Genomic DNA, 25,190 nt, shown 5'->3' on the forward strand with positions numbered 1-25,190 from the left:
CTGCCCGGCACATTTTGTGACGATTTGTTAATTTGCGCCACAGGAATGGTTGGGGCGTTAGAATGTACTGAGTTTGACAAGTTTCTCAAGGGGAATGCAGCCGATCACAGCGCCGCATCCCTTTTTGTCAGCCACTGTAACCAACTAGGAGTCCCCCCATGACCGTGATGAAATCCGTACTTGTTGCCGCCGCAGCCACCGTTGCCCTGAGCGCGCAAGCCCAATCCCTGCCAACTTCCGGCACCCTGGTGGTCGTACCCGCGTTTGGCGAAGTCAAACATGTCAATGACCAGGTGGTCGCTACCCTGGCCGTCGAAGAGCAGGACAAGGACAAGGCTGCCGCCGCCTCGCGCGTCAACCAGAAGATGAACAAGGGTATCGCCATCGTCAAGCAGGCCGACCCATCGGCGGCACTGAAATCGTATGGCTACTATACGTATCCCGTGTATCCGGAAGAGCGCCCGCTGCCGGCCGGCGCCGTGGCCAAGCCACGTTTGCCTACGGCCTGGCGCGTGGGCCAGTACCTGGAAGTGACGACGGCCAATCTGGCCGGCCTGCCAAAGACCGTGTCGGCGGCGCAAGGCGTGCTGACCCTGAACGGCTTGAATTTCGGCCTGAAGCCGGAAACCATCCGCCTGCTGGATGACCAGCGCATCGCCGCCACGTACAAGAACCTGAACGAGCGCGTGGCCGCCATCGCGAAAGCCATGGGCCGCAACGTGTCCGACGCCGTGCTCGATACGGTGGACTTCGAAGGTTCGGGCAACTACGCTGGCGAAAGCCGTCCTGCCGCCGCGCCGATGATGATGCGCAGCGCCAAGATGGCCGACGACAGCGCCGTCGCCGAACCGAGCTTCGAGCCGGGCGAAACCACGCTCGACATGCGTGTCGTCGGCAAGGTGAAATTCAAGTAAGCGATGCGATCCCTCCCGCGCGCCGCACCCTGCGGCCGCGGCAGTGCGGAAGAGCCTTGTCGTCCTTGTGACAAAGCAATCTTTTCCGCGCTAGAATGTCTTGGTAAAAATCCATGGGCTTGCCAGTTCCGGCGAACTGCCCATGCGTCGCGTAATAATTCCCTAGGAGAAATGAATGACCGTCATGAAATCGATGCTGGCTGCGGCCGTCGCTACCGTTGCCCTGTCCGCCCAGGCACAAAGCCTGCCCACTTCCGGCACCCTTGTGGTGGTGCCCGCGAATGGCGAAGTGGTGCACGCGAACGACCAAGTCACGATCACCCTGGCCATCGAAGAGCAGGACAAGGACAAGGCCGCCGCCGCTTCGCGCGTCAACCAGAAGATGAACCAGGGCGTGGCCATCGTCAAGAAAGCCGATCCGCAAGCCGTGCTGAAGACCCAGGGCTACTATACGTATGCCGTGTACCCGGAAACGGCGCCATTGCCGCCAGGCAGCGTTGCCAAGCCCAAGGTGCCGACGGGCTGGAGAGTGGGGCAATACCTGCAGGTAACGACGACGAACCTGGCCGCCCTGCCGAAAACCGTGTCCGCGGCGCAAGGCGTGCTGACCCTGAACCGCCTGAACTTCGGCCTGGCGCCCGCCACCGTGCGCAAGCTCGATGACCAGCGCATCGCCGCCGCCTATGCCAACCTGCAGCAGCGCGTGGCGGGCATCGCCGGCGCCATGGGCCGCAACGTCAATGACGCCGTGATCGACACCATCGATTTCGAAGGTTCGGGCAACTACACGCAACGCGTCAACGTGGCCGGTGCGCGCAACATGAGCGCCGATGCCATGCATTACAGCGAGCAAGTGGCCGAACCGAGCTTCGAACCGGGCGAAACGACCCTGAATATGGGGCTGGTGGCCAAGGTCAAGTTCAAATAAGGCTTGATTCGGGATCAATATTGCCAGCTTGACGCCGCCGCGCTTTTCTTTGGCGGCGGCTCCTCTATAATGGCAAGATCGGCGCGCGCATGGTGTAATGGCCGTGCGCCCGTCATTCTGGCACCGAATCCCCGGCAGTACACAAGATATGGAACAACATGGCAAACTTCCCCCGTCGTAGAGGCAAGAACGGCACACCCGCAGTCTCCAAAGCGTCCCGCTTCAGCAAATTCGCGCGCCAGCCGGCCGCCGATGGCACAGGCAAGAAAACCTTGCGCCGCCGCGGCATCTACCTGTTGCCGAACGCCTTCACGACGGCAGCCCTGTTCTGCGGCTTCTACGCCATCGTCATGGCCATGAACCAGAAATTCGAACACGCGGCCTGGGCCATCTTCATCGCCATGATCCTCGACGGCCTCGATGGCCGCATCGCGCGCCTGACGAATACGCAGAGCGAATTTGGCGCCCAGTACGACAGCCTGTCCGACATGGTCTCGTTCGGCGCCGCGCCGGCGCTGGTGATCTACGAATGGTCGTTGCGCGGCATGGGCAAACTGGGCTGGCTGGCCGCCTTCGTGTATTGCGCCGGCGCCGCCTTGCGCCTGGCCCGCTTCAACACGAATATCCAGGTGGTCGACAAGCGCTTCTTCCAGGGCTTGCCCAGTCCGGCGGCGGCGGCCATGGTGGCCGGTTTCATCCTGCTCATGAACGACCTCGAATTCGCCGGCAACCAGCTGGCCTGGGTGTCGTGGACCATCGCCCTGTTCGCGGGCCTGACCATGGTCACCAACGTGCCGTTCTACAGCTTCAAGGATGTCAATTTCCGCAAGTCCGTGCCCTTCATCGTGGTGTTCTTGCTGGCATTGTTCTTTGCGCTCATTTCCATCGATCCGCCGAAAGTGCTGTTCCCGATTTTCGTTGCCTATGGCTTGTCCGGCTACGTCGTATTCTTCTGGCGCATGGCGAAGGGCAAGCCCGTCAGCATCATCCAGACCGACCCGGAGCACTGATACGGCCGTGGGTCGGTAGCCACTTCTTTCCCTCAGCGAGGAGCAGCCATGAGCACCAGCAACCGACTCATCATCTTTGACACCACCCTGCGCGACGGCGAGCAATCGCCGGGCGCCTCCATGACGCGCGAGGAAAAGCTGCGCATCGCCAAGCAGCTCGAACGCATGAAGGTCGACGTGATCGAAGCGGGCTTCGCCGCTGCCTCGCAGGGCGATTTCGAGTCGATACGGGCGATTGCCGGCGCCGTGCGCGAGTCCACCATCTGCTCGCTGTCGCGCGCGAACGACCGCGACATCGCCCGCGCCGCCGAAGCGCTGGCCCCCGCCGAGCGCAAGCGCATCCACACCTTCATCGCCACCTCGCCGCTGCACATGCAGATGAAGCTGCGCATGACGCCCGAGCAAGTGCTGCTGCAGGCGCAAAATGCCGTGCGCTACGCGCGCCAGTTCACGGACGATATCGAATTCAGCCCCGAAGACGGCAGCCGCTCGGACGAGGATTTCCTCTGCAAGGTGCTCGAAGCCGTGATCGCCGAGGGCGCCACCACCATCAACTTCCCCGATACGGTGGGCTACGCCGTGCCGGAAATCTTCGGCAATACCATCAAGCGCTTGCGCGAACGCATCCCGAATTCCGATAAGGCCGTCTGGTCTGTCCATTGTCATAACGACCTCGGCCTGGCCGTGGCCAATTCGCTGGCCGGCGCCATGATAGGCGGCGCGCGCCAGATCGAATGCACGATCAATGGCCTGGGCGAGCGGGCCGGCAATACGGCGCTGGAAGAGGTGGTGATGGCGCTGCGCACGCGCGCCGCCTATTACAACTTGACGGTGGGCATCGACACGACGCAGATCGTCGCCGCGTCAAAAATGGTGTCGCAGATCACGGGCTTTGCCGTGCAGCCGAACAAGGCCGTCGTCGGCGCGAATGCCTTCGCCCACGCGTCCGGCATCCACCAGGATGGCATCCTGAAGGCGCGCGAAACGTATGAAATCATGCGCGCCGAAGACGTGGGCTGGACGGCCAACAAGATCGTCCTCGGTAAATTATCGGGCCGCAATGCCTTCAAGCAGCGCCTGCACGAGCTGGGCATCGCCCTGGAGTCGGAAGCGGAAGTCAATGCGGCCTTCCTTCGCTTCAAGGAGCTGGCCGACCGCAAATCCGAGATTTTCGACGAAGACATCATGGCCCTCGTCAGCGAGGAGCAGCAGGCGCAGGAGAGTGAGCACTACCGTTTTATTTCCTTGACGCAGCAATCGACGACGGGCGCCGTGCCGCAGGCGCGCGTGGAATTCCTCGTCGGCGGCGAACAGCGCAGCTGCGAGGGCAGGGGCGACGGGCCTGTCGACGCCACCGTCAACGCCATCGAAAGCGCGGCCGCCAGCGGCGCCGAGCTGGTCTTGTTCTCCGTCAATGCCATCAGCACGGGCACGCAGTCGCAGGGCGAAGTGACGATGCGCTTGTCGCGCGACGGGCGCATCGTCAATGGCGTGGGCGCCGACCCCGACATCATCGTCGCCTCGGCCAAGGCGTACTTGTCGGCCTTGAACAAGCTGCATGCGAAGGATGAGCGCATCGATCCCCAGCCGTAAGAGGGACGCTGGCAAGCGTCACCAGAAGAAGCGCCGCTCTTCCTTGGCCGGATCCGGGCCGTTCATCATCATGCGCACGATGCCGTCGTGGTCGAAATGCACGTGCATCATGGAATCCCACACGCCCGATTCCTTGTAGCGGTAAGACCAGACGTGCAGTTTCGGCAGCGACAGATACGATGTTTCCGTCGGGCGGCCGAGGATGTGCAGCACGTCTTGCTGTGTCGACACGCCCACCTTGATGCGGGCGAAGCCCGGCGTGTCGAGAACTTGCTCGTAAGAAATGAGCTTGTCGTCGGGGCCGAAGCGGGCCATATACGTGTATTGGCCGTACGGACCCGTGGCGTATTCGAGTTCCACGCCCGTGGGCAGCTGGTAGATGGCTGTCGGCCGGCCCAGGCGCGCCTCGACGGCGGCGCGCGGTTCGCCCGGCTGCGGCGGCGGGACGTTCCAGCTGGCGCAGCCGGCCAGCGCGGCGAACAGCCAGGGTGTTGCTAATTTGAGCAGTTTTTTCATGGTCGCGCTCCTGAAATGCAGGAAAACCCTATGATGCACCGAGAAAAGCGCGCACGGCAGGATACAGGCGGGCATTTTTCCGATATACTTGCGCGTCTGGTTGGCAGCATAGGCCAGTATTTTAATAATCGTAGTTCACGGTGGATAGGGTTCAGACTCTGTGCACCGCATGTGAAAGGTTTATCATGACAGTAGAAAACATCAACAAAGCCGCTATCATCGCGGACAACGCACGTGGTCAAAACGACACCGGCTCCCCTGAAGTGCAAGTTGCACTGCTGACGGCTCGCATCAACGAACTGAACGGCCACTTCAAAGCCCACTCGAAAGATCACCACTCCCGCCGCGGCCTGATCATGATGGTCAACCGTCGTAAGAGCCTGTTGTCCTACCTGAAGGCTAAAGACGCTACCCGTTATCGCGACCTGATCGCTAAACTTGGTCTGCGCAAGTAATTTTTGCCGTACAAGGTTTATACAGAAATGCCTGCGCCAGTTCGCTGACGCGGGCATTTTGTCATTTGAATTCCGGATTTATGTCCGTAAGTGAAGTATTCTCTTACCGATATCATGTTTTAGCAGCAATGTAGCAAAGGTGGTAACAAGTAAAGGCAGCATTTTTACGCCGCCTGTGGTGAGGTGAACGACAGCCCCTGAAAATCTGTCGGCAATTAGAAAAGGGATACCCCATGTTTAACAAAGTTACGAAAACCTTCCAGTACGGTCAACATCAAGTGACCCTGGAAACCGGCGAAATCGCACGTCAGGCATCCGGCGCAGTGCTGGTGTCGATCGAAGATACCGTCGTTCTGGCAACGGTGGTGGCACGCAAAGATGCCAAGCCAGGCCAGGATTTCTTCCCTTTGACGGTTGATTATGTTGAAAAAACCTATGCTGCCGGTAAAATCCCGGGCGGTTTTTTCAAGCGCGAAGGCCGTCCTTCCGAAAAAGAAACACTGACATCCCGTCTGATCGACCGTCCTATCCGTCCGCTGTTCCCGGAAGGCTACCTGAATGAAGTGCAAGTCATCATTCACGTGCTGTCGGTCAACCCGGAAATCGATCCGGACATCGCCGCCATGATCGGCGCTTCGGCTGCCCTGTGCGTATCGGGCGTGCCTTTCAACGGTCCTATCGGCGCCGCGCGCGTCGGTTACGCCAACGGCCAGTACATCCTGAACCCAACCGTTCAGCAATTGAAAACGTCGGAAATGGACCTGGTTGTCGCCGGTACCGAAACGGCCGTGCTGATGGTCGAATCGGAAGCGAAACAGTTGTCCGAAGAAATCATGCTGGGCGCCGTGGTCTTCGGCCACGACCAGATGAAAGTCGTCATCGACGCGATTCACGACCTCGTGCGTGACGGCGGCAAGCCGGAAGTGGAATGGGCGCCTGCGCCGAAAAACGAAGCCCTGATCGCCCGCGTCGCGCATTTCGCCAACGCCAAGATCAACGATGCATATCAAACCAAGGACAAGCAGGAGCGCACGGCCAAGCTGAAAGCGGCGACGTCGGAAGTGATCGCCGACCTGAGCGCTGAAGCGGCTGCCGCCGGCGGCGCGTCCATCGACAGCGCCGAAGTGAACAACATCCTGTTCGACATCGAAGCGAAAATCGTGCGTACGCAGATCCTGGACGGCGAGCCACGCATCGACGGCCGCGACACGCGCACCGTGCGTCCGATTTCGATCCGCACCAGCGTGCTGCCACGCACCCACGGTTCGGCCCTGTTCACGCGCGGCGAAACGCAGGCGCTGGTCGTGGCGACGTTGGGCACCGCCCGCGACAGCCAGAAGATCGATGCGCTGATGGGCGAGTTCACCGATTCGTTCATGCTGCATTACAACATGCCTCCGTTCGCCACCGGCGAAACGGGCCGTGTCGGTACGCCTAAGCGCCGCGAAATCGGTCACGGCCGCCTGGCCAAGCGCGCGCTGATCGCCGCCCTGCCAGCCGCTGAAGAGTTCAGCTACTCGGTGCGCCTGGTATCGGAAATCACGGAATCGAACGGTTCCTCGTCGATGGCTTCCGTCTGCGGCGGCTGCCTGGCACTGATGGACGCTGGCGTGCCGATGAAAGAACACGTGGCCGGTATCGCCATGGGCCTGATCAAGGAAGGCGGCAAGTTTGCCGTGCTGTCCGACATCCTGGGCGACGAAGATCACCTGGGCGACATGGACTTCAAGGTAGCCGGTACCCGCAACGGTATCACGGCGCTGCAGATGGACATCAAGATCATGGGCATCACCAAGGAAATCATGCAAGTGGCACTGGCGCAAGCCAAGGAAGGCCGCGAGCACATCCTGGGCGAAATGCAAAAAGCCATGCCGCACGTCAAAACCGAACTGTCCGATTTCGCACCGCGTCTGATCACCATCAAGATCAACCCGGAAAAAATCCGTGACGTGATCGGCAAGGGCGGCGCCGTGATCCGCGCGCTGACCGAAGAGACGGGCACCCAGATCGACATCAGCGACGAAGGCGTGGTTACCATCGCTTCCGTCGACGCGCAAGCCGGCCAGGAAGCCAAGCGCCGCATCGAAGAGCTGACCGCTTCCGTCGAAGTGGGCAAGACCTACGAAGGCACCGTGCTGAAACTGCTGGACTTCGGCGCCATCGTGCAAGTCATGCCAGGCAAGGACGGCTTGCTGCACATCTCGCAGATCGCCAACGAGCGCGTCAACGCCGTGGCCGACTACCTGAAAGAAGGCCAGCTGGTCCGCGTCAAGGTTCTGGAAACGGACGACCGCGGCCGTCTGAAGCTGTCGATGAAAGCTGCTGAAGGCAACGAAGCGCCAGCCGCTTAATGTCGTTCAGCTGTGCTTGAAGGCGGCTCCGGCCGCCTGATCAAAAACCGCCAGTGCGCAAGCCTGGCGGTTTTTTTGCATCTTGTTTGCGCTGCATCGAAGGCGCGCGCTGGCCGGCGCGGCTATCCGCGCCGGCCTTGATGCAGCTCGTATTGGCCTGTCTTGCTCCTTGTAGATTCGGTACGGTTCTTTCCCCGTTCGCTACTATCAAGGAGATGCAGCATGCTGAAACCTTACTGGCTGGCCGCCGCGGTCCTGATCGCGCTTGCCCCCGGCGCCTGGGTGCAGGCCGACGACAACCCGACGCCGGTGCCGCTGCCGATCCCGCTGGCGGCGGCCACCCCGGCCATGCCGGCGCAGGACATCGACGCCTTGCGCGCCGTGCATGCGCGCGAAATCAATGACCTCAGCACTTTCAAGACGATGGGCTTGCAGCGCCAGGCCATCGATCCCTACCTGGACAGCGCGGAAGGGCGACAGTTCCTGCGCGAACTGAGCGCGGCCGACCCGGCGGCGCCGGCGGAAACCATCTATGCGCGGGCGCTCGAGCAGCTCGCTTCCGGCGCCACCGTGCCGACCTTGCAGCCGATGGCGGCCGCCCTCGTGAAAATCGTGCCGCAGGGTCAGAACGTATCGCCGTATTCGCCGTATTTCACCACCAGCGCGCAATTGCAGCTCGCTTCGGGCCGCTGCGCCAGCCTGGCGGACTGCTTCGGCTTGCCCTTGAAGAGCGAAGCACCGCTGTATGATGTGTATCAAATCATGCCCAAGGGCACCGTCAACGTGTTCATCAGCGAAGTGGCGCCGACGCAGGAGCTGGGCGGCCTGGTGCGGCGCAAGGGCGGGGCGCAGCAGTACTTGTTGCCCAACCGAAGCCTGTGGTCGGCGCCCGTGCTGATCGGCACCATCAAGAACTGAGGAGGGAATATGGACCAGTCGCGCTTGCAGGTGCTTGCCGCCGAACTCGATCAATTGCTGGCGCGCCTGGCGCCCGCCGATGCGGAGGTGGAGGCGCTGCGCGCTGCGCTGGCCCCGCTGCTGGCGCAGGCGCTGGCTGGCAGCCTGGCCACGCCGCTCGAGTGGGGAGAGATCCCCGGCGGGCGCTGGTTCAGCGAAGGCGGCTTGCGCCGGTATGCCGACCTCGAACAGGCCTTCGCGCGCTTTCGCATCGCGGCGACGGGCGGCGAGTCGCCGGCCCTGCGCAAGCTGCGCGGCGACATTTGATTGATATATGGTATCAATTGTTGTTTATGGGTAATTGAGAGTCGGTATTGCTTGACGACAAAATCTTATTCCCCGACCATGGCGCATCCTTCCCCTTTCCTCTTTCTTATCGGGTGCACCATGTTGTCCTCTCTTAAGGCGCGGCTGATCGCCATCGCCGTTTCCATCGTCGTGCTGGCCATGCTGGCCGTCGCCATCGCCAATTTCTTTACCACGCGTAGCAGTACGCTGGCCGCGCTCGACACGCAGATGCTGCAGCTGTCGCACAGCCATGCGCAGGCGATCGCCGAATGGCTGCGTTCCAAGCAGGCCGTGGTGGCTTCGCTCAAGCAGGGCGCCACCGCCGCCGATCCGCTGCCGGCCCTGAAGGCGGCCGAGCAGGCCGGCACCTTCGACATGGCGTATATCGGCTTTGCCGACAAGCACGCCGTGTTTTCGCAGGAGCGCCAGCGCGCGGCCGACTACGATCCCACGGCGCGTCCGTGGTACAAGCAGGCGGCCGAGGCCGGCAAGCCCGTCATCACGCCGCCGTATATCGGCGCCAGCACGGGCAAGCTGGTGGTGACGTTCGCCGAACCGCTGGGCGGCAAGGGCAGCATGACGGGCGTGCTGGCGGCCGATGTGATGATGGATGCGGTGGTGCAAAACGTCGCCTCGATCAAGCCGACGCCGGCCAGCTACGCCTTCCTCGTCGATGGCGGCGGCAAGATCATCGCCCATCCGGACGGCAAGCTGACCTTGAAGCCGCTGGCCGAACTCGATGCCGGCCTCAGCCCGCAGGCGCTGGGCAGTATTGAGCAGAGCGGCGTGGGCGCCGCCATCCGCCTGGGCGAGCGTGACGGTATCTTGCACGTAAGTAAAGTGCCGGGCAGCGACTGGCTGCTGGCCACCGTGCTGGACCGCGCGGAAGCGACGCAGGCACTGAGCTCCATGCTGCGCGCCTCGGCCCTGACGGCCTTGCTGGTGCTGGCCCTGGCCGCCACGGTGCTGAGCGCGCTGGTGGCGCGCGCCTTGCGCCGCCTGGGCCTGGTGCGCGACGCGATGGAAGCGATCGCCACGGGCGACGGCGACTTGACGAGCCGCCTCGATGCGCAAGGCACGGATGAACTGGCGCAGATCGCCAAGGCGTTCAATCTGTTCGTGGAAAAGATCGCCAGCGTGCTGGTGCAGATCCGCAGCATCAGCACCCTGGTGCGCAGCGAGTCGGCCGATATTGCGGCCGGCAACGCCGACCTGTCGTCGCGCACGGAGGCGCAGGCGGGCGCGCTGGAAGAGACGGCCAGTTCGATGGACGAGCTGACTTCGACCGTGAAGCAGAATGCGGAAAACGCGCATGCGGCCAATGAGCTGGCCGTGTCCGCCTCGGAAGTGGCGGCCAAGGGCGGCCGCGTGGTGCAGCAGGTGGTGGGCACCATGGCCGGCATCCAGGAAAGCTCGCGCAAGATCGTCGACATCATCGGCGTGATCGACGGCATCGCCTTCCAGACGAATATCCTGGCCCTGAACGCTGCCGTCGAGGCGGCGCGCGCGGGCGAGCAGGGCAGGGGCTTTGCCGTGGTGGCGTCCGAGGTGCGCAACCTGGCGCAGCGTTCGGCTGGTGCTGCCAAGGAAATCAAGGAGCTGATCGGCGACTCGGTGGAGAAAGTGGGCGCCGGCGGCAGGCTCGTCGATGAGGCGGGCCAGACCATGGAGCAGGTGGTGGCCTCGGTGCAGCAATTGACCGCCATCATGAGCGAGATCACGGTGGCCAGCCGCGAACAGAGTGCCGGCATCGGCGAGATCAACACGGCCGTCACGCACATGGATACCATGACGCAGCAAAACGCGGCCCTCGTCGAGCAGGCGGCGGCCGCCGCGGAAAGCTTGCAGGAGCAGGCCGTGGACCTGGCGCAGGCCGTCGGCATGTTCCGTCTCGGCGATGCCGGTGCCGGCGCGGCGCCAGCCCCCGTGGCGCGCCTGAAGGCGAAACCGGCCGCGCCGGCGTCGCGCGCGCCGGCCCGCGCGCTGCCGCCGGCCAGGGCGCTCAAGGCCGCCAAGTCCGGCGCCGACGAGTGGGAAGAGTTTTAAGCGCTCGGCTGGAAACAGACGTTTATCCGCGTTTTTGTCAGGCCAGCCTGCCAAAAGCGCAGTTCGTCGCAATCGGCGTGCCGGCCGGGGGCGGTATGGCTATAGTCACACCATACCGCAAGCCCACCGCCAGACACCCGAGGAGAACAACATGAACATCGCTAACAACATGGAAGTCATCGCCGTTGCCGCCGCCATCCTGCTCGGCGCCAGCTGCTACGCCGTCGCTCCTGCCGCGCCGGCCTTGCAAGTGGCCAGCTCCAGCCACGTCAGCGCCGCCCCGGCCGGCCAGGTCGCCATGCACGTGGTGCAGGTGAAAGCCAAGCGCCTGAGCGCCGCGGAAAAAGCCCGTTTTGCATAAGAGCACCTGTTAAAGTCATTGTCAGCCATTTTTCACGCTGCTACAGTGGCACGGCATGAAGCCGTGCAGGCGCCCCTGGCGGCGCCATGACAGATAAAAACAAGATACCGAGGATGCATTACATGAAAAAGACACTGCAACTGGCGCTGCTGTTCCTGGCAACACTGGGTCTGGTGCGCGGCGTGGCCGCCGAGACCCGCTTGCTGGAAATGCGCACCGTCGATGCCCGCGTGGTACGCGTGAAACTCGATGGCGTGATGGAAGTGCGCATTCGCCAGGGCAATGTGCCCTCGCTGAGCATCACGGCCGACAAGCGCTATATCGCCGACATCAGCACGGCGCAAAGCGGCGACACCCTGCATATCGAAACGGAAGTGCGCGGCTTCAAGATCAATCCCGCCTCGATACGCGCCGACCTGGTCTTGCCGAACTTGCGCGAACTGAGTTCGGAAGGCTTTGGCAGCACCGACATCACGGGTTTCACGGGCGAGGAACTGACCCTGTCGCTGGAGGGGGCGGGCAGCATCAAGCTGGTGGGCGACTACCGCAAGCTCAATGCCAGCCTCGGCGGCGTGGGCAGCATGCAGCTCTGGATCGGCAACAATGAGCGGGCGGAACTGGATTTGCAGGGCGCCGGTTCCGTCGTGCTGGGCGGGCGCGGACGCGTGCTGAAGGCCACCCTGGGCGGCCTGGGCAGCCTGAACGCGCAGCAGTTCGAGGCGGACGCCGTCAACCTCGAATTGAGCGGCCTGGGCAACGCAACAGTCAATGCGCATACGAATGCCAAGCTGAACCTGAGCGGACTCGGTTCGGTGGTGGTGTATGGCAAGCCGGCCAACCGCGATGTCAGCGTCGAGGGCCTGGGCAAAGTTAGCTGGAAGTGAAAGCATCCTGCCGCAAGCCTTCTTGGCAGGACAAGAGAAAACAGTCAGACCACATCCCATTCCGATGAAAAAACTGATCATTACACTACTCATGCTGTGCGCCATACAGCTGCCTGCGCGGGCCGGCTTCAGCGAGGGCGCCAGCGCTTACAACAACAAGAATTACGCGCTGGCCTACAAGGAAATCCTGCCGTTGGCCAGGACCGGCAATGCCGATGCCCAGCATTTGCTGGGCCTGATGTATTACATGGGACGGGGCTTGCCGCAGGATTACAAGCAAGCCATGTTCTGGCACCGCAAGGCGGCCGAGCAGGGCAAGGCCGACGCCCAGTACGTGGTGGGCGCCATGTATTACACGGGCAATGCCGTGCTGCAGGACCACAAGCAGGCCGTGGGCTGGTTCCGCAAGGCGGCCGAGCAAAACCACGCCGAGGCGCAGCAGGTGCTGGGCCTGATGTACCGCTACCACATGGGGGGCGTGCAGCAGGATAACGTCATCGCCTACATGCTGTGGAACCTGGCGGCCGCCAACGGCAATGCCAACGCGGCCGACCAGCGCGCCGCCGTCGTGCGCAAGATGACGCATGAGCAAGTCGAGGAAGGCCAGGCCCTGTCGGCGAAATGGAAGCCGGGCACGCCGCTGCCGCGGCAATCGAAGACGGGCGGCGCGTAAGGGGCGGGCACATCGAGGGGGCCTCTGCAAGGGCTGGCGGCTTGGCGTACAATCGCCGTTTCCCCTTTCAGAGAGTCCCGCCATGCGTGCAGTTGCCATCAGCCAGCCCGGTCCCGCCGACGTTTTGCAAGTTGCCGAGCGTCCCATGCCCGCGTTCAAGGCGGGCGAGCTGCTGATCAAGGTGCACGCGGCCGGCATCAACCGTCCCGACGTGCTGCAGCGCCTGGGAAAATACGCGCCGCCAGCCGGCGCGTCGGACTTGCCGGGCCTGGAAGTGGCGGGTGAAGTCGTCGATGGCGATTTCAGCAGCACCGCATTCAAGAAGGGTGACCTGGTCTGCGCGCTGGTGCAGGGTGGCGGCTATGCCGAATACTGTGCCGCGCCCGCCGGCCAATGCCTGCCTTTGCCGCAAGGCTTGACGGCGCTGGAAGGCGCGTCCCTGCCGGAAAACTTCTTTACCGTCTGGAGCAATGTCTTCGACCGCTGTGCGCTGGCCGATGGCGAAACGCTGTTGGTGCAGGGCGGCACGTCGGGCATCGGCGTGACGGCCATCCAGCTGGCGGCCGCGCTCGGCCACCGCGTCTTCGCCACGGCCGGCAGCGACGACAAGGCGCGCGCCTGCGAAGCGCTGGGCGCCGAACGGGGCATCAATTACCGCACGGAAGATTTCGTTGCCGTCGTCAAGGAGTTGACCGGTGGCAAGGGCGTCGACGTCATCCTCGACATGGTGGGCGGCGACTACCTGCCACGCGAAATCGAATGCCTGGCCGACGATGGCCGCATCGGCCTGATCGCCGTGCAGGGCGGCACCAAGGCGGAGCTGGACCTGGGTAGCTTGCTGCGCCGCCGCCTGACGGTGACGGGTTCCACCCTGCGCCCCCGTTCGGTCGCCTTCAAGGCAGCCATCGCAAGCCACCTGCGCACGACCGTCTGGCCGCTGATCGAGGCGGGCAAGATCAAGCCCGTGATCTATCAAACGTTCCCACTGGAAAAAGCCAACGAGGCGCATGCGCTGATGGAAGCGAGCACGCACGTGGGCAAGATCATGTTGCAAGTTGCCTGAAACGGGCCACTGCCTGTTTGACCGGCATCGGTGCTGGAGTTAGAATGACGGGTTATTAGAATTTAGGCTACTATGCGTCGCAAACTCGTCGTCGGAAATTGGAAAATGAACGGCAGTCGCACCTCGAACGCGGTGTTATTGTCTGAAATAGTCGCTGGCCTGGCTGCCTCTGGCGCCGCCAGCGCCGTCTGCGTGCCTGCACCGTACCTGGCGCAGTGCCAGGCGCAATTGGCAGGCTCGGCTCTTGCATGGGGTGCGCAGGATGTTTCCGCCCACGCCGGCGGCGCCTACACGGGCGAAATCTCGACCGCCATGCTGCAGGATTTTGGCTGCAGCTATGTGGTGATCGGGCATTCCGAGCGCCGCGCCTACCATGGCGAGAGCGATGCGCAGGTCGCGGCCAAGACGGTCGCCGCGCTGGCGGCAGGCATCACGCCTATCGTCTGCATCGGCGAAACGCTGGCGCAGCGCGAAGCGGGCCAGACCGACGCGGTCGTGGCGCAGCAGCTGGGCGCCGTACTGGTGGCGATTGGCGCCGACGACGTGGCCAGGCTGGTGCTGGCGTATGAGCCAGTCTGGGCCATCGGCACGGGCAAGACGGCCACGCCGCAGATGGCGCAGGACGTGCATCTGGTGCTGCGCGGCCAGCTGGCAGCAAAGAATGCGGTAGCGGCCGCCGGCGTGCAGATCTTGTACGGCGGCAGCATGAAGCCAGAGAACGCAAAAGAATTGATGGCGATGCCGGATATCGATGGCGGTCTGATCGGTGGAGCAGCATTGAAGGCGGCGGATTTCCTGGCAATTATTCACGCCGCCGATTGAATTAATTTAAACTAAGAATGGAATTGCAATGAACATGATGTTCAATCTGGTAGTGGTGGTACAGGTTATTTCGGCATTGTCGATTATCGCGCTGGTGTTGCTGCAGCACGGCAAGGGCGCCGATATGGGCGCCGCCTTCGGTTCGGGCGCATCGGGCAGTCTGTTTGGCGCGACCGGTTCGTCGAACTTCATGTCGAAGTCGACGGGCGTTGCCGCCGCGATCTTCTTCGGCGCCACCCTGGCCCTGTCGCTGATGGCCAACCAGCGCGCCACCACGGTGGGCGGCGGCGTGATGGATAAAGTCGTCAAGCCAGTGCCGGTCACCGGCGCGGGCGCGATCCCGACCACGGTGCCTGCGGCGCCAGCGGCCAGCGCTCCGGCAGCGGTGGCTCCGGTTGCCAGCACCCCGGCCGGTGCCATTCCGAAGTAATTCTGCAGTTGCTCGATACCTCATCGAGAGTAATTCTCATTACGGGCAGATTGTTGCTCAATGTTTTAGCAGTGCGGCAGGAAAAATCCCTGGCGCGCTGGAAGATGTAAAAATTTATCGTTTTTATCTGTGTTTTGATGCATTTGTGCATTAACTTTAGCGGCAAAGCAGAGTAGAATACGGGCCTTACCGCCGACGTGGTGAAATTGGTAGACACGCTATCTTGAGGGGGTAGTGGCGCAAGCTGTACGAGTTCGAGTCTCGTCGTCGGCACCAGAAATCAGAAGCCAGCAACGGCGCACGAGCCATGGCTCGTACAAAGTTGCTGGCTTTTTTTACGAGGATGTGTCGTTCGATCCTGGTCTTAGCTTTGATTGGGGTCGTGCGTTAGATACGCTGCAAATGATCGCAGCGTCCTCATTTAACCGATCGTTCAATATAAGCTCATCAATCGTGAACCTCGAAAATTACTTCCCCGTCCTGCTGTTTATTCTTGTCGGCCTCGGTGTCGGCATCGCTCCCCAGCTCCTGGGGCGCCTGTTAGGTCCTAACAAGCCTGACGCAGCAAAACTCTCCCCGTACGAATGTGGCTTTGAAGCATTCGAAGACGCGCGCATGAAATTTGATGTGCGCTACTATCTGGTCGCAATCCTGTTTATTTTGTTCGATCTGGAAACGGCATTCTTTTTCCCATGGGGCGTTGCAATGCGCGACCTGGGCTGGGCCGGTTTCGTCACGATGATGGTGTTCATCGCTGAATTCGTGGTCGGATTTTGGTACATTTGGAAGAAAGGTGCCCTTGACTGGGAATAAGCCATGGCTATTGAAGGCGTATTAAGCGAAGGTTTCATCACCACCTCGGCCGACAAGCTGATCAACTGGGCGCGCACCGGGTCTATGTTCCCGATGACGTTCGGTCTGGCCTGCTGTGCGGTCGAAATGATGCATGTGGGCGCAGCCCGCTACGATATGGACCGTTTCGGCGTCGTGTTCCGTCCGTCGCCGCGTCAGTCCGACGTCATGATCGTTGCCGGTACCCTGTGCAACAAGATGGCGCCGGCACTGCGCAAGGTCTACGACCAGATGGCCGAGCCGCGCTGGGTCATCTCGATGGGTTCCTGCGCCAATGGCGGCGGGTACTACCATTACTCCTACTCCGTGGTGCGCGGTTGCGACCGCATCGTGCCCGTCGACGTGTATGTGCCTGGCTGTCCTCCGACCGCTGAAGCCTTGCTGTACGGCATCATGCAGTTGCAGAACAAGATCAAGCGTACCAGCACGATCGCACGCTAACCGGGCCGCTTCAGATTATGACAACACATTTAGAAGTTTTGCAAAACGCCCTCGGCACTGCCCTGGGCGAACGCGTTAGCACGACCGTCACGCTGGGCGAGGTTACTCTGGTCGTCAAGGCCGAGGACTACCTGGCCGTGATGCAGACCTTGCGCGACGATCCGACCCTGCATTTCGAACAATTGATCGATCTGTGCGGCGTCGACTACTCGACCTACGGCGATGGTAGCTGGGATGGCCTGCGTTACGCGGCCGTTTCGCACTTGCTGTCGGTCAAGCACAACTGGCGCGTGCGCGTGCGCGTGTTTGCGCCGGACGACGACATGCCGCTGCTGCCCTCCGTGGTCGGCATCTGGCGCGCGGTCAACTGGTACGAGCGCGAAGCGTTCGACCTGCTGGGCATCCTCTTCGAAGGCCACAACGACTTGCGCCGCCTGCTGACCGACTACGGTTTCATCGGCCATCCGTTCCGCAAGGACTTCCCCGTCTCCGGCTATGTCGAGATGCGTTACGACCCGGAACAGAAGCGCGTGATTTACCAGCCCGTGACGATCGAGCCGCGGGAAAACGTGCCGCGCGTGATCCGCGAAGAACATTACGGGATGAAATAATGGCTGAGATTAAGAACTACACCCTGAACTTTGGGCCGCAGCATCCGGCCGCGCACGGTGTGCTGCGCCTGGTGCTGGAGATGGATGGCGAAGTCATCCAGCGCGCCGACCCGCATATCGGCCTGCTGCACCGCGCCACCGAAAAGCTGGCCGAACAGAAGACCTACCTGCAATCCGTGCCGTACATGGACCGTCTCGACTATGTGTCGATGATGTGCAATGAACACGCGTACGTGATGGCCATCGAAAAGATGCTGGGTCTGGAAGTGCCGCTGCGCGCGCAATACATCCGCGTCATGTTCGACGAGATGACGCGCATCCTGAACCACCTGATGTGGCTCGGCACCCATGCGCTCGACGTCGGCGCCATGGGCCCGTTCCTGTATTGCTTCCGCGACCGCGAAGACTTGTTCGACGCCTACGAGGCGGTATCGGGCGCGCGCATGCACGCGGCCTACTACCGTCCGGGCGGCGTCTACCGCGACCTGCCGGACGCGATGCCGCAACACAAGGCCTCGATCATCCGCAACGCAAAAGCGATTTCCAAGCTGAATGAAAACCGCCAGGGTTCCCTGCTGGACTTCATCGAAGACTTCGCGCGCCGTTTCCCGAACTCGGTGGACGAGTACGAAACCCTGCTGACCGACAACCGTATCTGGAAACAGCGTACCGTCGGCATCGGCGTGGTCTCGCCCGAAGATGCGCTGGCCATGGGCTTTACGGGCGCCATGCTGCGCGGCTCCGGCGTGCAGTGGGACTTGCGCAAGAAACAGCCGTACGAAGTGTACGACTTGATGGATTTCGACATTCCTATCGGCACCAACGGCGATTGCTACGACCGCTACCTGGTCCGCGTGGAAGAGCTGCGCCAGTCGAACCGCATCATCAAGCAATGCGTGGAGTGGCTGCGCAACAATGAAGGTCCTGTCATGACCAGCAACCGCAAGGTGGCGCCTCCGGGCCGCGTCGACATGAAGACCAACATGGAATCGCTGATTCACCACTTCAAGCTGTTTACGGAAGGTTTCCACGTGCCACCAGGCGAGGCCTACAGCGCCGTGGAACATCCGAAGGGCGAGTTCGGCGTGTACCTGGTGTCCGATGGCGCCAACAAGCCGTACCGCATGAAACTGCGCGCGCCAGACTACGCCCACTTGCAGTCGCTCGATGAGATGGCGCGTGGGCACATGCTTGCCGACGCCGTGACCATCATCGGTACGCAAGATATCGTGTTCGGCAGTATTGACCGCTAAGAGGCAAAAAGTATGTTGTTATCAGAGCAATGCTATAAGAAAATTGACCGCGAGCTGGCCAAGTACCCGGCCGACCAGCGTCAATCCGCCGTCATGGCCGCGCTGGCCCATGCCCAGGATGAACTGGGCTGGCTGGCGCCGGAAACCATGAAGGAACTGGCCGATTACATCGGCATGCCGGCCATTGCCGTGCAGGAAGTGGCCACGTTCTACAATATGTACAACGTCAAGCCTGTGGGCAAGCACAAGATCACCGTGTGTACCAACCTGCCATGCGCCCTGTCGGGCGGCGTGCGCGCAGCAGACTACCTGAAGCAGAAGCTGGGCATCGATTTCCGCGAAACCACCCCTGACGGCCAGTTCACCCTGGTTGAAGGCGAGTGCATGGGTGCGTGCGGCGATGCGCCTGTCTTGCTGGTCAGCAATAAAACCATGTGCAGCTGGATGTCGAACGAGAAAATCGACGCCATGCTGGAGGAACTCAAGAAATGACGTCACTCCACAACCGCCATATCGATCCATTGATCCTGAAGGATCTGGATGGCAAGAACTGGCATTTGCAAGATTATGTGAACCGCGGCGGCTATAGCGCCCTGCGGCGTATCCTGGAAGAGAAGATCACGCCGGAACAGATCATCGCCGACCTCAAGGCTTCGTCCTTGCGCGGCCGTGGCGGCGCGGGTTTCCCTACCGGCCTGAAGTGGAGCTTCATGCCGCGCCAGTTCCCGGGTCAAAAATACCTCGTCTGCAATACAGATGAAGGCGAACCGGGTACTTTCAAGGACCGCGACATCATTCGTTACAATCCCCATGCGCTGATCGAAGGCATGGCCATTGGCGCTTATGCGATGGGCATCACCGTCGGCTACAACTATATCCACGGTGAAATTTTCCAGGAATACCTGCGTTTCGAAGAGGCGCTGGAAGAGGCGCGCGCCGCCGGCTTCCTGGGTGACAAGATCATGGGCAGCGAGTTCTCGTTCCAGTTGCACGCGCACCATGGTTATGGCGCCTACATCTGCGGCGAAGAAACGGCCCTGCTGGAGTCGCTGGAAGGCAAGAAAGGCCAGCCGCGCTTCAAGCCGCCTTTCCCTGCCTCGTTTGGCCTGTACGGCAAGCCGACGACGATCAACAACACGGAAACCTTCGCGGCCGTGCCATTCGTGCTGAACATCGGTCCAGAGAAATACCTGGCCATGGGCAAGCCGAACAACGGCGGTTCGAAGATCTTCTCGATCTCGGGCGACGTGGAAAAACCGGGCAACTATGAAGTGCCGCTCGGCACCCCGTTTGCGACCCTGCTGGAACTGGCGGGCGGCATGCGCGGTGGCAAAAAGATCAAGGCCGTGATCCCAGGCGGTTCGTCCGCTCCGGTGATCCGCGGCGACATCATGATGCAGACCGACCTGGACTACGACTCGATCGCGAAAGCCGGTTCGATGCTCGGTTCGGGCGCCGTCATCGTGATGGACGAAACACGCTGCATGGTAAAGGCGCTGGAACGCCTGTCCTACTTCTACTTTGAAGAATCGTGCGGCCAGTGTACGCCTTGCCGTGAAGGCACAGGCTGGATGTACCGCATGGTGCATCGCATCGAGCAGGGGCAGGGTCGTCCAGACGACCTGGACATGCTCAACTCGATCGCCGACAACATCCAGGGCCGCACCATTTGCGCGCTGGGCGATGCGGCTGCCATGCCGGTACGGGCCTTCATTAAGAATTTCCGTGAAGAATTTGAATATCATATCGAGCACAAGCATTGCCTAGTGCCCGCATATATCTAAGCTGCGTCAGGTAACGATCACCATGGTTGAAATCGAAATAGACGGCAAAAAAGTCGAAGTCCCTGCTGGTAGCATGGTGATGGACGCCGCCAACAAATTGGGAACCTACATTCCGCACTTCTGCTATCACAAGAAATTGTCGATCGCAGCGAACTGCCGCATGTGCCTGGTCGAAGTGGAAAAGGCGCCCAAGCCTTTGCCCGCTTGTGCGACCCCGGTCAGTGCCGGCATGATCGTGCGTTCCGCCAGCGACAAAGCTGTGCAGGCGCAAAAGTCGGTCATGGAATTCTTGCTGATTAACCACCCGCTCGATTGCCCTATCTGCGATCAGGGCGGCGAATGCCAGTTGCAAGACTTGGCAGTGGGCTACGGCAAGGGCGAATCGCGCTACAAGGAAGACAAGCGCGTGGTACAGCCGAAGGAAGCCGGTCCGCTGGTTTCCATGCAAGAAATGTCGCGCTGCATCCAGTGCACCCGCTGCGTGCGTTTTGGCCAGGAAGTGGCCGGCGTGATGGAGCTGGGCATGATCGGCCGCGGCGAACACTCGGAAATCGTGTCGTTTGTCGGCCAGTCGGTCGATTCCGAACTGTCGGGCAACATGATCGACCTGTGCCCGGTTGGCGCACTGACGTCGAAGCCGTTCCGCTACAGCGCCCGTACGTGGGAACTGTCGCGCCGCAAATCGGTCAGCCCGCATGACGGCCTGGGCGCGAACCTGATCGTGCAAGTGAAAGCTGGCAAGGTCAAGCGCGTATTGCCGCTGGAAAACGAAGCCGTCAACGAGTGCTGGATCTCGGACAAGGACCGTTTCTCGTACGAAGCGCTGGACAGTGCCGAACGCCTGACCTCCCCGATGCTGAAGCAAGGCAACGAGTGGAAGGAAGTCGATTGGCAGACGGCGCTGGAATACGTGGCGCACGGTTTGAAAAATATCAAGCACGAGCATGGCGCCGACGCCATCGCCGCGCTGGCGACGCCGCATTCGACCGTCGAAGAGCTGGTCCTGCTGCAAAAAGTGGTTCACGGCCTCGGTTCCGAGCACGTTGACTTCCGCCTGCGCCAGACCGACTTCGCGCTGGACGCCGGCGTGAAGCCATGGCTGGGCATGCCGATCAACGAATTTGGCCAGATCAAGCGCGCCTTCGTCATCGGCTCGTTCCTGCGCAAGGACCACCCATTGCTGGCAACGCGTTTGCGCGCATCCGTCAAGGGCGGCGCCAAGCTGTCGATCCTGCACGCGTCCGACGATGATCAGCTGATCACCATCGCCAACAAGATGATCGTCGCGCCGAGCGACTGGCTGGCAGCCTTGTCGGAAGTGGTCGTCGCTGTTGCCAAAGCGAAAGAAATCGCCGCGCCAACCGGTTTCGAAGCGATTGCCGCGTCCGACGTGGCCGTTGCGATTGCCGCCAGCCTGATGGCCGGCGACAACGGCGCCGTGCTGCTGGGTAACGCCGCAACGCAACACCCGCAAGCGTCGCAACTGCATGCTGCCGCGCAATGGATCGCCGAACAGACGGGCGCCAAGCTGGGCTACCTGACGGAAGCGGCCAACACGGTAGGAGCGCACCTGGTCGCCAAGCCGCGCGCCAACGTGCAAGCCGCGTTTGCCGCGCCGAAGAAAGCCTACGTGCTGCTGCACGCCGAGCCGGAACTCGACGCCGCCAATCCGCAAGCGGCCCGCGCCGCGCTGGACAAGGCCGAGATGGTCGTGGCGATGTCGGCCTTCAAGCACGGCATGGATTACGCCGATGTCTTGCTGCCGATCGCGCCGTTCGCCGAAACCTCGGGCACCTTCGTCAACTGCGAAGGCCGCGCGCAAAGCTTCAACGGCACCGTGAAACCGCTGGCGGAAACCCGTCCGGCCTGGAAAGTGCTGCGCGTCCTGGGCAACATCCTGGGCCTTGCCGGTTTCGACTACGACACTTCCGAAGCGATCCGCGACGAAGCGTTTGGCGCCGGCGTGACCGACTTGTCGGCACAGCTGAACAACATCGCCAAGAACGCGCCGGAAGCGGCCGTCTACGCACCGGCATCGCCGGCGCTGCAACGCATCGCCGACGTGCCGATCTACTTCGCCGACGCGCTGGTACGCCGCTCCGAACCGCTGCTGCGCACGGTCGACGGCGCCGCGCCGCAAGCGCACCTGTCCCTGGCACTGGCTGAGAAGCTGGGCGTCAAGGCGGGCGACAAGGTCAAGGTAGCGCAAGGCTCCGGCAGCGCCATCCTGGTGGCGGCAATTCATGCCGGCCTGCCAGCCAATGTGGTCAAGGTGTCGGCGGCGCATGCCTCGACGGCTGGCCTGGGCGGCATGTTCGGTGACATCACAGTTGAAACAGCAGAGGGGAAAATCTGATGGCTCTGCCTGAATTCGTAAACGTCATCAACACTACCGGCCAGGATTTGCTGGGCGGTAGCTGGCCTTTCTTCTGGACCTTGATCAAGATCCTGTGCGTGCTGTTGCCGCTGATGGGCCTGGTTGCTTACGCCACCCTGTGGGAGCGCAAGCTGATCGGCTGGATCCAGATCCGCGTCGGCCCGAACCGCGTGGGCCCGCTGGGCTTGCTGCAACCGATCGCCGATGCGCTGAAACTGCTGTTCAAAGAGATCATCATCCCGTCCAAGGCCGCCAAAGGCCTGTTCGTGATCGGCCCGATCATGACCATCATGCCGGCCCTGGCCGCCTGGTCGGTCGTGCCGTTCGGTCCGGAAGCCGTGCTGGCCAACGTCAACGCGGGCTTGCTGCTGCTGCTGGCGATTACCTCGATGGAAGTCTACGGCATCATCATCGCCGGCTGGGCTTCGAACTCGAAGTACTCGTTCATGGGCGCCATGCGCGCTTCGGCACAGATGATTTCGTATGAAATCCCGATGGGCTTCGTGATGGTCATCGTGCTGATGGTCTCGGGCAGCCTGAACTTCATCGACATCGTCGGCGGCCAGCAAATCGGCTACTTCGCCGACAAGGGCGTGAACTTCATGTCGTGGAACTGGCTGCCGCTGCTGCCGATGTTCGTCATCTACCTGGTGTCGGGCCTGGCTGAAGCCAACCGTCACCCGTTCGACGTCGTCGAAGGCGAGTCGGAAATCGTGGCCGGCCACATGGTCGAGTACTCGGGCATGGCCTACGCCATGTTCATGCTGGCCGAATACGCCAACATGATCCTGATCGGCGCCCTGGCTTCGATCATGTTCCTCGGCGGCTGGTCCGCACCGTTTGCCTTCCTCGAATTCTGGGGCGGTTTCGGCGGCTTCTTCTGGCTGTTTGCAAAAACCTTCTTCATCGTGTCGGTGTTCATCTGGGTGCGCGGTACTTTCCCTCGCTATCGTTATGACCAGATCATGCGCCTCGGTTGGAAAGTGTTTATCCCGTTGACGCTGGTCTACCTGGTCTTCGTCGCTGCCTGGATGCAGACATCCTGGAATATTTGGAAGTAAGAGAGTGCATACGAATGGATAAGGTAAAAGATTTCTTCAGCAGCCTGTTGTTAGGTGAGCTGATCAAGGGCATGGCGCTGACAGGCAAGTACATGTTTTCGCGCAAGATCACGGTGCAATTCCCGGAAGAGAAGACACCGATCTCGCCGCGTTTCCGTGGCTTGCACGCGCTGCGCCGCTACCCGAACGGCGAGGAACGTTGCATCGCCTGCAAACTGTGCGAAGCGGTTTGCCCGGCGATGGCCATCACGATCGAATCGGAGCAGCGTGACGACGGTTCGCGCCGCACCACGCGCTACGATATCGACTTGACCAAGTGCATCTTCTGCGGTTTCTGCGAAGAGTCCTGCCCGGTCGATTCGATCGTCGAGACGCAAATCCTGGAATACCACGGCGAGAAACGCGGGGATTTGTATTACACGAAAGAGATGTTGCTGGCCGTAGGTGATCGTTATGAAAATGACATCGCCGCTGCGCGCGCCGCCGACGCACCTTATCGCTGATGGATGCGCCGCAGCTGACAAGCTGCGGCGCGCCCCTCGTTCATCTGTACGTCTATTGGGTTTTTTATGGACTTTAAAACAATTTTGTTTTACGCCTTCTCGCTGATTCTGATCATAGCGGCGACGCGCGTCATCACGGCCCGTAATCCGGTCCACGCGGTACTGTTCCTGGTACTGTCCTTCTTTTCCGCAGCGGGCATCTGGATGCTGCTGCAGGCTGAATTCCTGGCCATCGTGCTGGTATTGGTGTATGTCGGCGCCGTGATGGTGCTGTTCCTCTTCGTTGTCATGATGCTCGATATCAATATCGACCGCATGCGCGAAGGCTTCTGGGGCTATCTGCCATTGGCCGCCACGGTCGGCGTGATCATCGTGCTGGAAATGGCTGCCGTGCTGTGGCGTGGTTTCCTCGAGTTCGAGCCGCGCGTGGCACTGGCTGGCGCCAACCTGGGCGGCACCAAGGAACTGGGCATGCTGATCTACACGAAATATGTGTTTGCCTTTGAAATCGCTGCCGTCGTGCTGCTGGTGGCCATCGTTGCCGCCGTCGCATTGACCCTGCGCAAACGCAAGGACACCAAGCATTTTGCTCCGGGCGATGCCGTGCGCGTCAAGCGCAACGACCGTCTGAAGATCATCAAGATGGACGCGGTCGTCGAGCGTCCTGCGGCTGAGCCGGAAGTTAAGGAGGCACCATGACATTATCGCTCACACATTTTTTGGTCCTGGGCGCGATCCTGTTCGCAATCTCGATCGTCGGGATTTTCCTGAACCGCAAGAACATCATCGTATTGCTGATGGCAATCGAATTGATGCTGCTGGCGGTGAATATGAATTTCATCGCGTTTTCCCATTACCTGGGCGACGCGGCCGGTCAGATCTTCGTTTTCTTCATCCTGACGGTTGCCGCCGCTGAGTCGGCTATCGGTCTGGCTATTCTGGTGGTGATGTTCCGTAATCTGGATACCATCAACGTCGAAGACCTGGACAGCCTCAAAGGCTGATGTTTTTCAGACT

At 61.4% G+C, this 25,190-nt stretch carries 27 protein-coding genes and 1 tRNA gene; 27 read left to right on the forward strand and 1 reads right to left on the reverse strand.

The window, feature by feature from the left end:
- The first annotated feature begins 158 nt into the window (after window positions 1–158).
- The 4 genes from O0880_RS06885 (at window position 159) to O0880_RS06900 (ending at window position 4,445) form a co-directional block, all read left to right on the forward strand.
- Complete coding sequence (locus O0880_RS06885) at window positions 159–914, forward strand: SIMPL domain-containing protein (RefSeq protein WP_071322772.1); 756 nt, start codon at window positions 159–161, stop codon at window positions 912–914.
- Between the two features lie 175 nt (window positions 915–1,089).
- Window positions 1,090–1,842 carry an SIMPL domain-containing protein gene (locus tag O0880_RS06890; protein ID WP_289885739.1) on the forward strand — a complete coding sequence of 251 codons (753 nt, stop codon included), beginning with the start codon at window positions 1,090–1,092 and terminating at the stop codon, window positions 1,840–1,842.
- A gap of 158 nt (window positions 1,843–2,000) precedes the next feature.
- Window positions 2,001–2,852, forward strand: coding sequence for a CDP-diacylglycerol--serine O-phosphatidyltransferase (pssA, locus tag O0880_RS06895; protein WP_289885741.1), 852 nt, complete (start codon window positions 2,001–2,003; stop codon window positions 2,850–2,852).
- A gap of 48 nt (window positions 2,853–2,900) precedes the next feature.
- Window positions 2,901–4,445, forward strand: coding sequence for a 2-isopropylmalate synthase (locus O0880_RS06900; protein ID WP_289885743.1), 1,545 nt, complete (start codon window positions 2,901–2,903; stop codon window positions 4,443–4,445).
- An 18-nt stretch (window positions 4,446–4,463) separates the two neighbouring features.
- Here O0880_RS06900 and bamE read toward each other — a convergent pair whose 3' ends face one another.
- Window positions 4,464–4,961, reverse strand: a complete 498-nt coding sequence (gene bamE / locus O0880_RS06905) for an outer membrane protein assembly factor BamE (RefSeq protein WP_289885744.1) — start codon at window positions 4,959–4,961, stop codon at window positions 4,464–4,466.
- 185 nt (window positions 4,962–5,146) lie between these two features.
- Between bamE and rpsO the strand changes: the two genes are divergently transcribed.
- The 23 genes from rpsO to nuoK all read left to right on the forward strand — a co-directional run bounded on the left by rpsO (window position 5,147) and on the right by nuoK (window position 25,177).
- Window positions 5,147–5,416 (forward strand): 30S ribosomal protein S15, encoded by a 270-nt coding sequence (gene rpsO, locus O0880_RS06910; RefSeq protein WP_010399743.1) that lies wholly within the window; start codon window positions 5,147–5,149, stop codon window positions 5,414–5,416.
- A gap of 233 nt (window positions 5,417–5,649) precedes the next feature.
- Complete coding sequence (gene pnp, locus O0880_RS06915; RefSeq protein WP_071322777.1) at window positions 5,650–7,767, forward strand: polyribonucleotide nucleotidyltransferase; 2,118 nt, start codon at window positions 5,650–5,652, stop codon at window positions 7,765–7,767.
- Between the two features lie 222 nt (window positions 7,768–7,989).
- Window positions 7,990–8,685, forward strand: coding sequence for a hypothetical protein (locus tag O0880_RS06920; RefSeq protein WP_289885748.1), 696 nt, complete (start codon window positions 7,990–7,992; stop codon window positions 8,683–8,685).
- Window positions 8,686–8,694: 9 nt separating this feature from the next.
- Window positions 8,695–8,991: a hypothetical protein gene (locus O0880_RS06925; RefSeq protein ID WP_071322779.1), complete on the forward strand. Its 297-nt coding sequence runs from the start codon at window positions 8,695–8,697 to the stop codon at window positions 8,989–8,991.
- Between the two features lie 120 nt (window positions 8,992–9,111).
- Complete coding sequence (locus tag O0880_RS06930) at window positions 9,112–11,058, forward strand: methyl-accepting chemotaxis protein (protein ID WP_289885749.1); 1,947 nt, start codon at window positions 9,112–9,114, stop codon at window positions 11,056–11,058.
- A 151-nt stretch (window positions 11,059–11,209) separates the two neighbouring features.
- On the forward strand, window positions 11,210–11,419 hold the full coding sequence (locus O0880_RS06935) for a hypothetical protein (RefSeq protein ID WP_071322781.1): 210 nt from the start codon (window positions 11,210–11,212) through the stop codon (window positions 11,417–11,419).
- A gap of 122 nt (window positions 11,420–11,541) precedes the next feature.
- Window positions 11,542–12,303, forward strand: coding sequence for a DUF2807 domain-containing protein (locus O0880_RS06940; RefSeq protein WP_071326313.1), 762 nt, complete (start codon window positions 11,542–11,544; stop codon window positions 12,301–12,303).
- Between the two features lie 64 nt (window positions 12,304–12,367).
- Window positions 12,368–12,976, forward strand: a complete 609-nt coding sequence (locus tag O0880_RS06945; RefSeq protein WP_289885751.1) for a tetratricopeptide repeat protein — start codon at window positions 12,368–12,370, stop codon at window positions 12,974–12,976.
- An 82-nt stretch (window positions 12,977–13,058) separates the two neighbouring features.
- Entirely contained in the window at window positions 13,059–14,039 is a 981-nt protein-coding gene (locus tag O0880_RS06950; protein ID WP_289885752.1) for an NAD(P)H-quinone oxidoreductase, read from the forward strand.
- Between the two features lie 72 nt (window positions 14,040–14,111).
- Complete coding sequence (gene tpiA, locus O0880_RS06955) at window positions 14,112–14,861, forward strand: triose-phosphate isomerase (protein ID WP_289885754.1); 750 nt, start codon at window positions 14,112–14,114, stop codon at window positions 14,859–14,861.
- 28 nt (window positions 14,862–14,889) lie between these two features.
- Window positions 14,890–15,291, forward strand: coding sequence for a preprotein translocase subunit SecG (gene secG, locus O0880_RS06960; RefSeq protein WP_289885756.1), 402 nt, complete (start codon window positions 14,890–14,892; stop codon window positions 15,289–15,291).
- 191 nt (window positions 15,292–15,482) lie between these two features.
- A tRNA-Leu gene (locus tag O0880_RS06965) sits at window positions 15,483–15,567 on the forward strand.
- 177 nt (window positions 15,568–15,744) lie between these two features.
- The gene (locus O0880_RS06970) at window positions 15,745–16,104 is read left to right on the forward strand and encodes an NADH-quinone oxidoreductase subunit A (protein ID WP_071326314.1); all 360 of its coding nucleotides are present in this window, start codon (window positions 15,745–15,747) and stop codon (window positions 16,102–16,104) included.
- A gap of 3 nt (window positions 16,105–16,107) precedes the next feature.
- The gene (locus O0880_RS06975) at window positions 16,108–16,584 is read left to right on the forward strand and encodes an NADH-quinone oxidoreductase subunit B (protein WP_010399733.1); all 477 of its coding nucleotides are present in this window, start codon (window positions 16,108–16,110) and stop codon (window positions 16,582–16,584) included.
- Between the two features lie 17 nt (window positions 16,585–16,601).
- Window positions 16,602–17,195 carry an NADH-quinone oxidoreductase subunit C gene (locus tag O0880_RS06980; RefSeq protein WP_289885759.1) on the forward strand — a complete coding sequence of 198 codons (594 nt, stop codon included), beginning with the start codon at window positions 16,602–16,604 and terminating at the stop codon, window positions 17,193–17,195.
- Window positions 17,195–18,448 carry an NADH-quinone oxidoreductase subunit D gene (locus O0880_RS06985; RefSeq protein WP_010399731.1) on the forward strand — a complete coding sequence of 418 codons (1,254 nt, stop codon included), beginning with the start codon at window positions 17,195–17,197 and terminating at the stop codon, window positions 18,446–18,448. Before O0880_RS06980 ends, O0880_RS06985 begins: the two co-directional genes overlap by 1 nt.
- Window positions 18,449–18,460: 12 nt before the next feature.
- A complete protein-coding gene (gene nuoE, locus O0880_RS06990; RefSeq protein ID WP_034779513.1) occupies window positions 18,461–18,940 on the forward strand; it encodes an NADH-quinone oxidoreductase subunit NuoE in 480 nt (159 codons plus the stop codon).
- Window positions 18,937–20,232, forward strand: a complete 1,296-nt coding sequence (nuoF, locus tag O0880_RS06995; RefSeq protein WP_010399729.1) for an NADH-quinone oxidoreductase subunit NuoF — start codon at window positions 18,937–18,939, stop codon at window positions 20,230–20,232. Before nuoE ends, nuoF begins: the two co-directional genes overlap by 4 nt.
- 22 nt (window positions 20,233–20,254) lie before the next feature.
- Window positions 20,255–22,588 carry an NADH-quinone oxidoreductase subunit NuoG gene (gene nuoG / locus O0880_RS07000; RefSeq protein ID WP_289885762.1) on the forward strand — a complete coding sequence of 778 codons (2,334 nt, stop codon included), beginning with the start codon at window positions 20,255–20,257 and terminating at the stop codon, window positions 22,586–22,588.
- Window positions 22,588–23,670 (forward strand): NADH-quinone oxidoreductase subunit NuoH, encoded by a 1,083-nt coding sequence (nuoH, locus tag O0880_RS07005; RefSeq protein WP_071322787.1) that lies wholly within the window; start codon window positions 22,588–22,590, stop codon window positions 23,668–23,670. Before nuoG ends, nuoH begins: the two co-directional genes overlap by 1 nt.
- 14 nt (window positions 23,671–23,684) lie before the next feature.
- Window positions 23,685–24,173, forward strand: a complete 489-nt coding sequence (gene nuoI, locus O0880_RS07010; protein WP_010399726.1) for an NADH-quinone oxidoreductase subunit NuoI — start codon at window positions 23,685–23,687, stop codon at window positions 24,171–24,173.
- Window positions 24,174–24,239: 66 nt separating this feature from the next.
- Window positions 24,240–24,872 carry an NADH-quinone oxidoreductase subunit J gene (locus O0880_RS07015; protein WP_071322788.1) on the forward strand — a complete coding sequence of 211 codons (633 nt, stop codon included), beginning with the start codon at window positions 24,240–24,242 and terminating at the stop codon, window positions 24,870–24,872.
- Window positions 24,869–25,177, forward strand: coding sequence for an NADH-quinone oxidoreductase subunit NuoK (gene nuoK, locus O0880_RS07020; RefSeq protein ID WP_071322789.1), 309 nt, complete (start codon window positions 24,869–24,871; stop codon window positions 25,175–25,177). The genes O0880_RS07015 and nuoK overlap by 4 nt, the downstream gene beginning before the upstream one ends.
- The last annotated feature ends 13 nt before the right edge of the window (window positions 25,178–25,190 follow it).

It is taken from the genome of Janthinobacterium sp. SUN118, from assembly GCF_030397695.1.
Classification (GTDB): Bacteria; Pseudomonadota; Gammaproteobacteria; order Burkholderiales; family Burkholderiaceae_D; genus Janthinobacterium.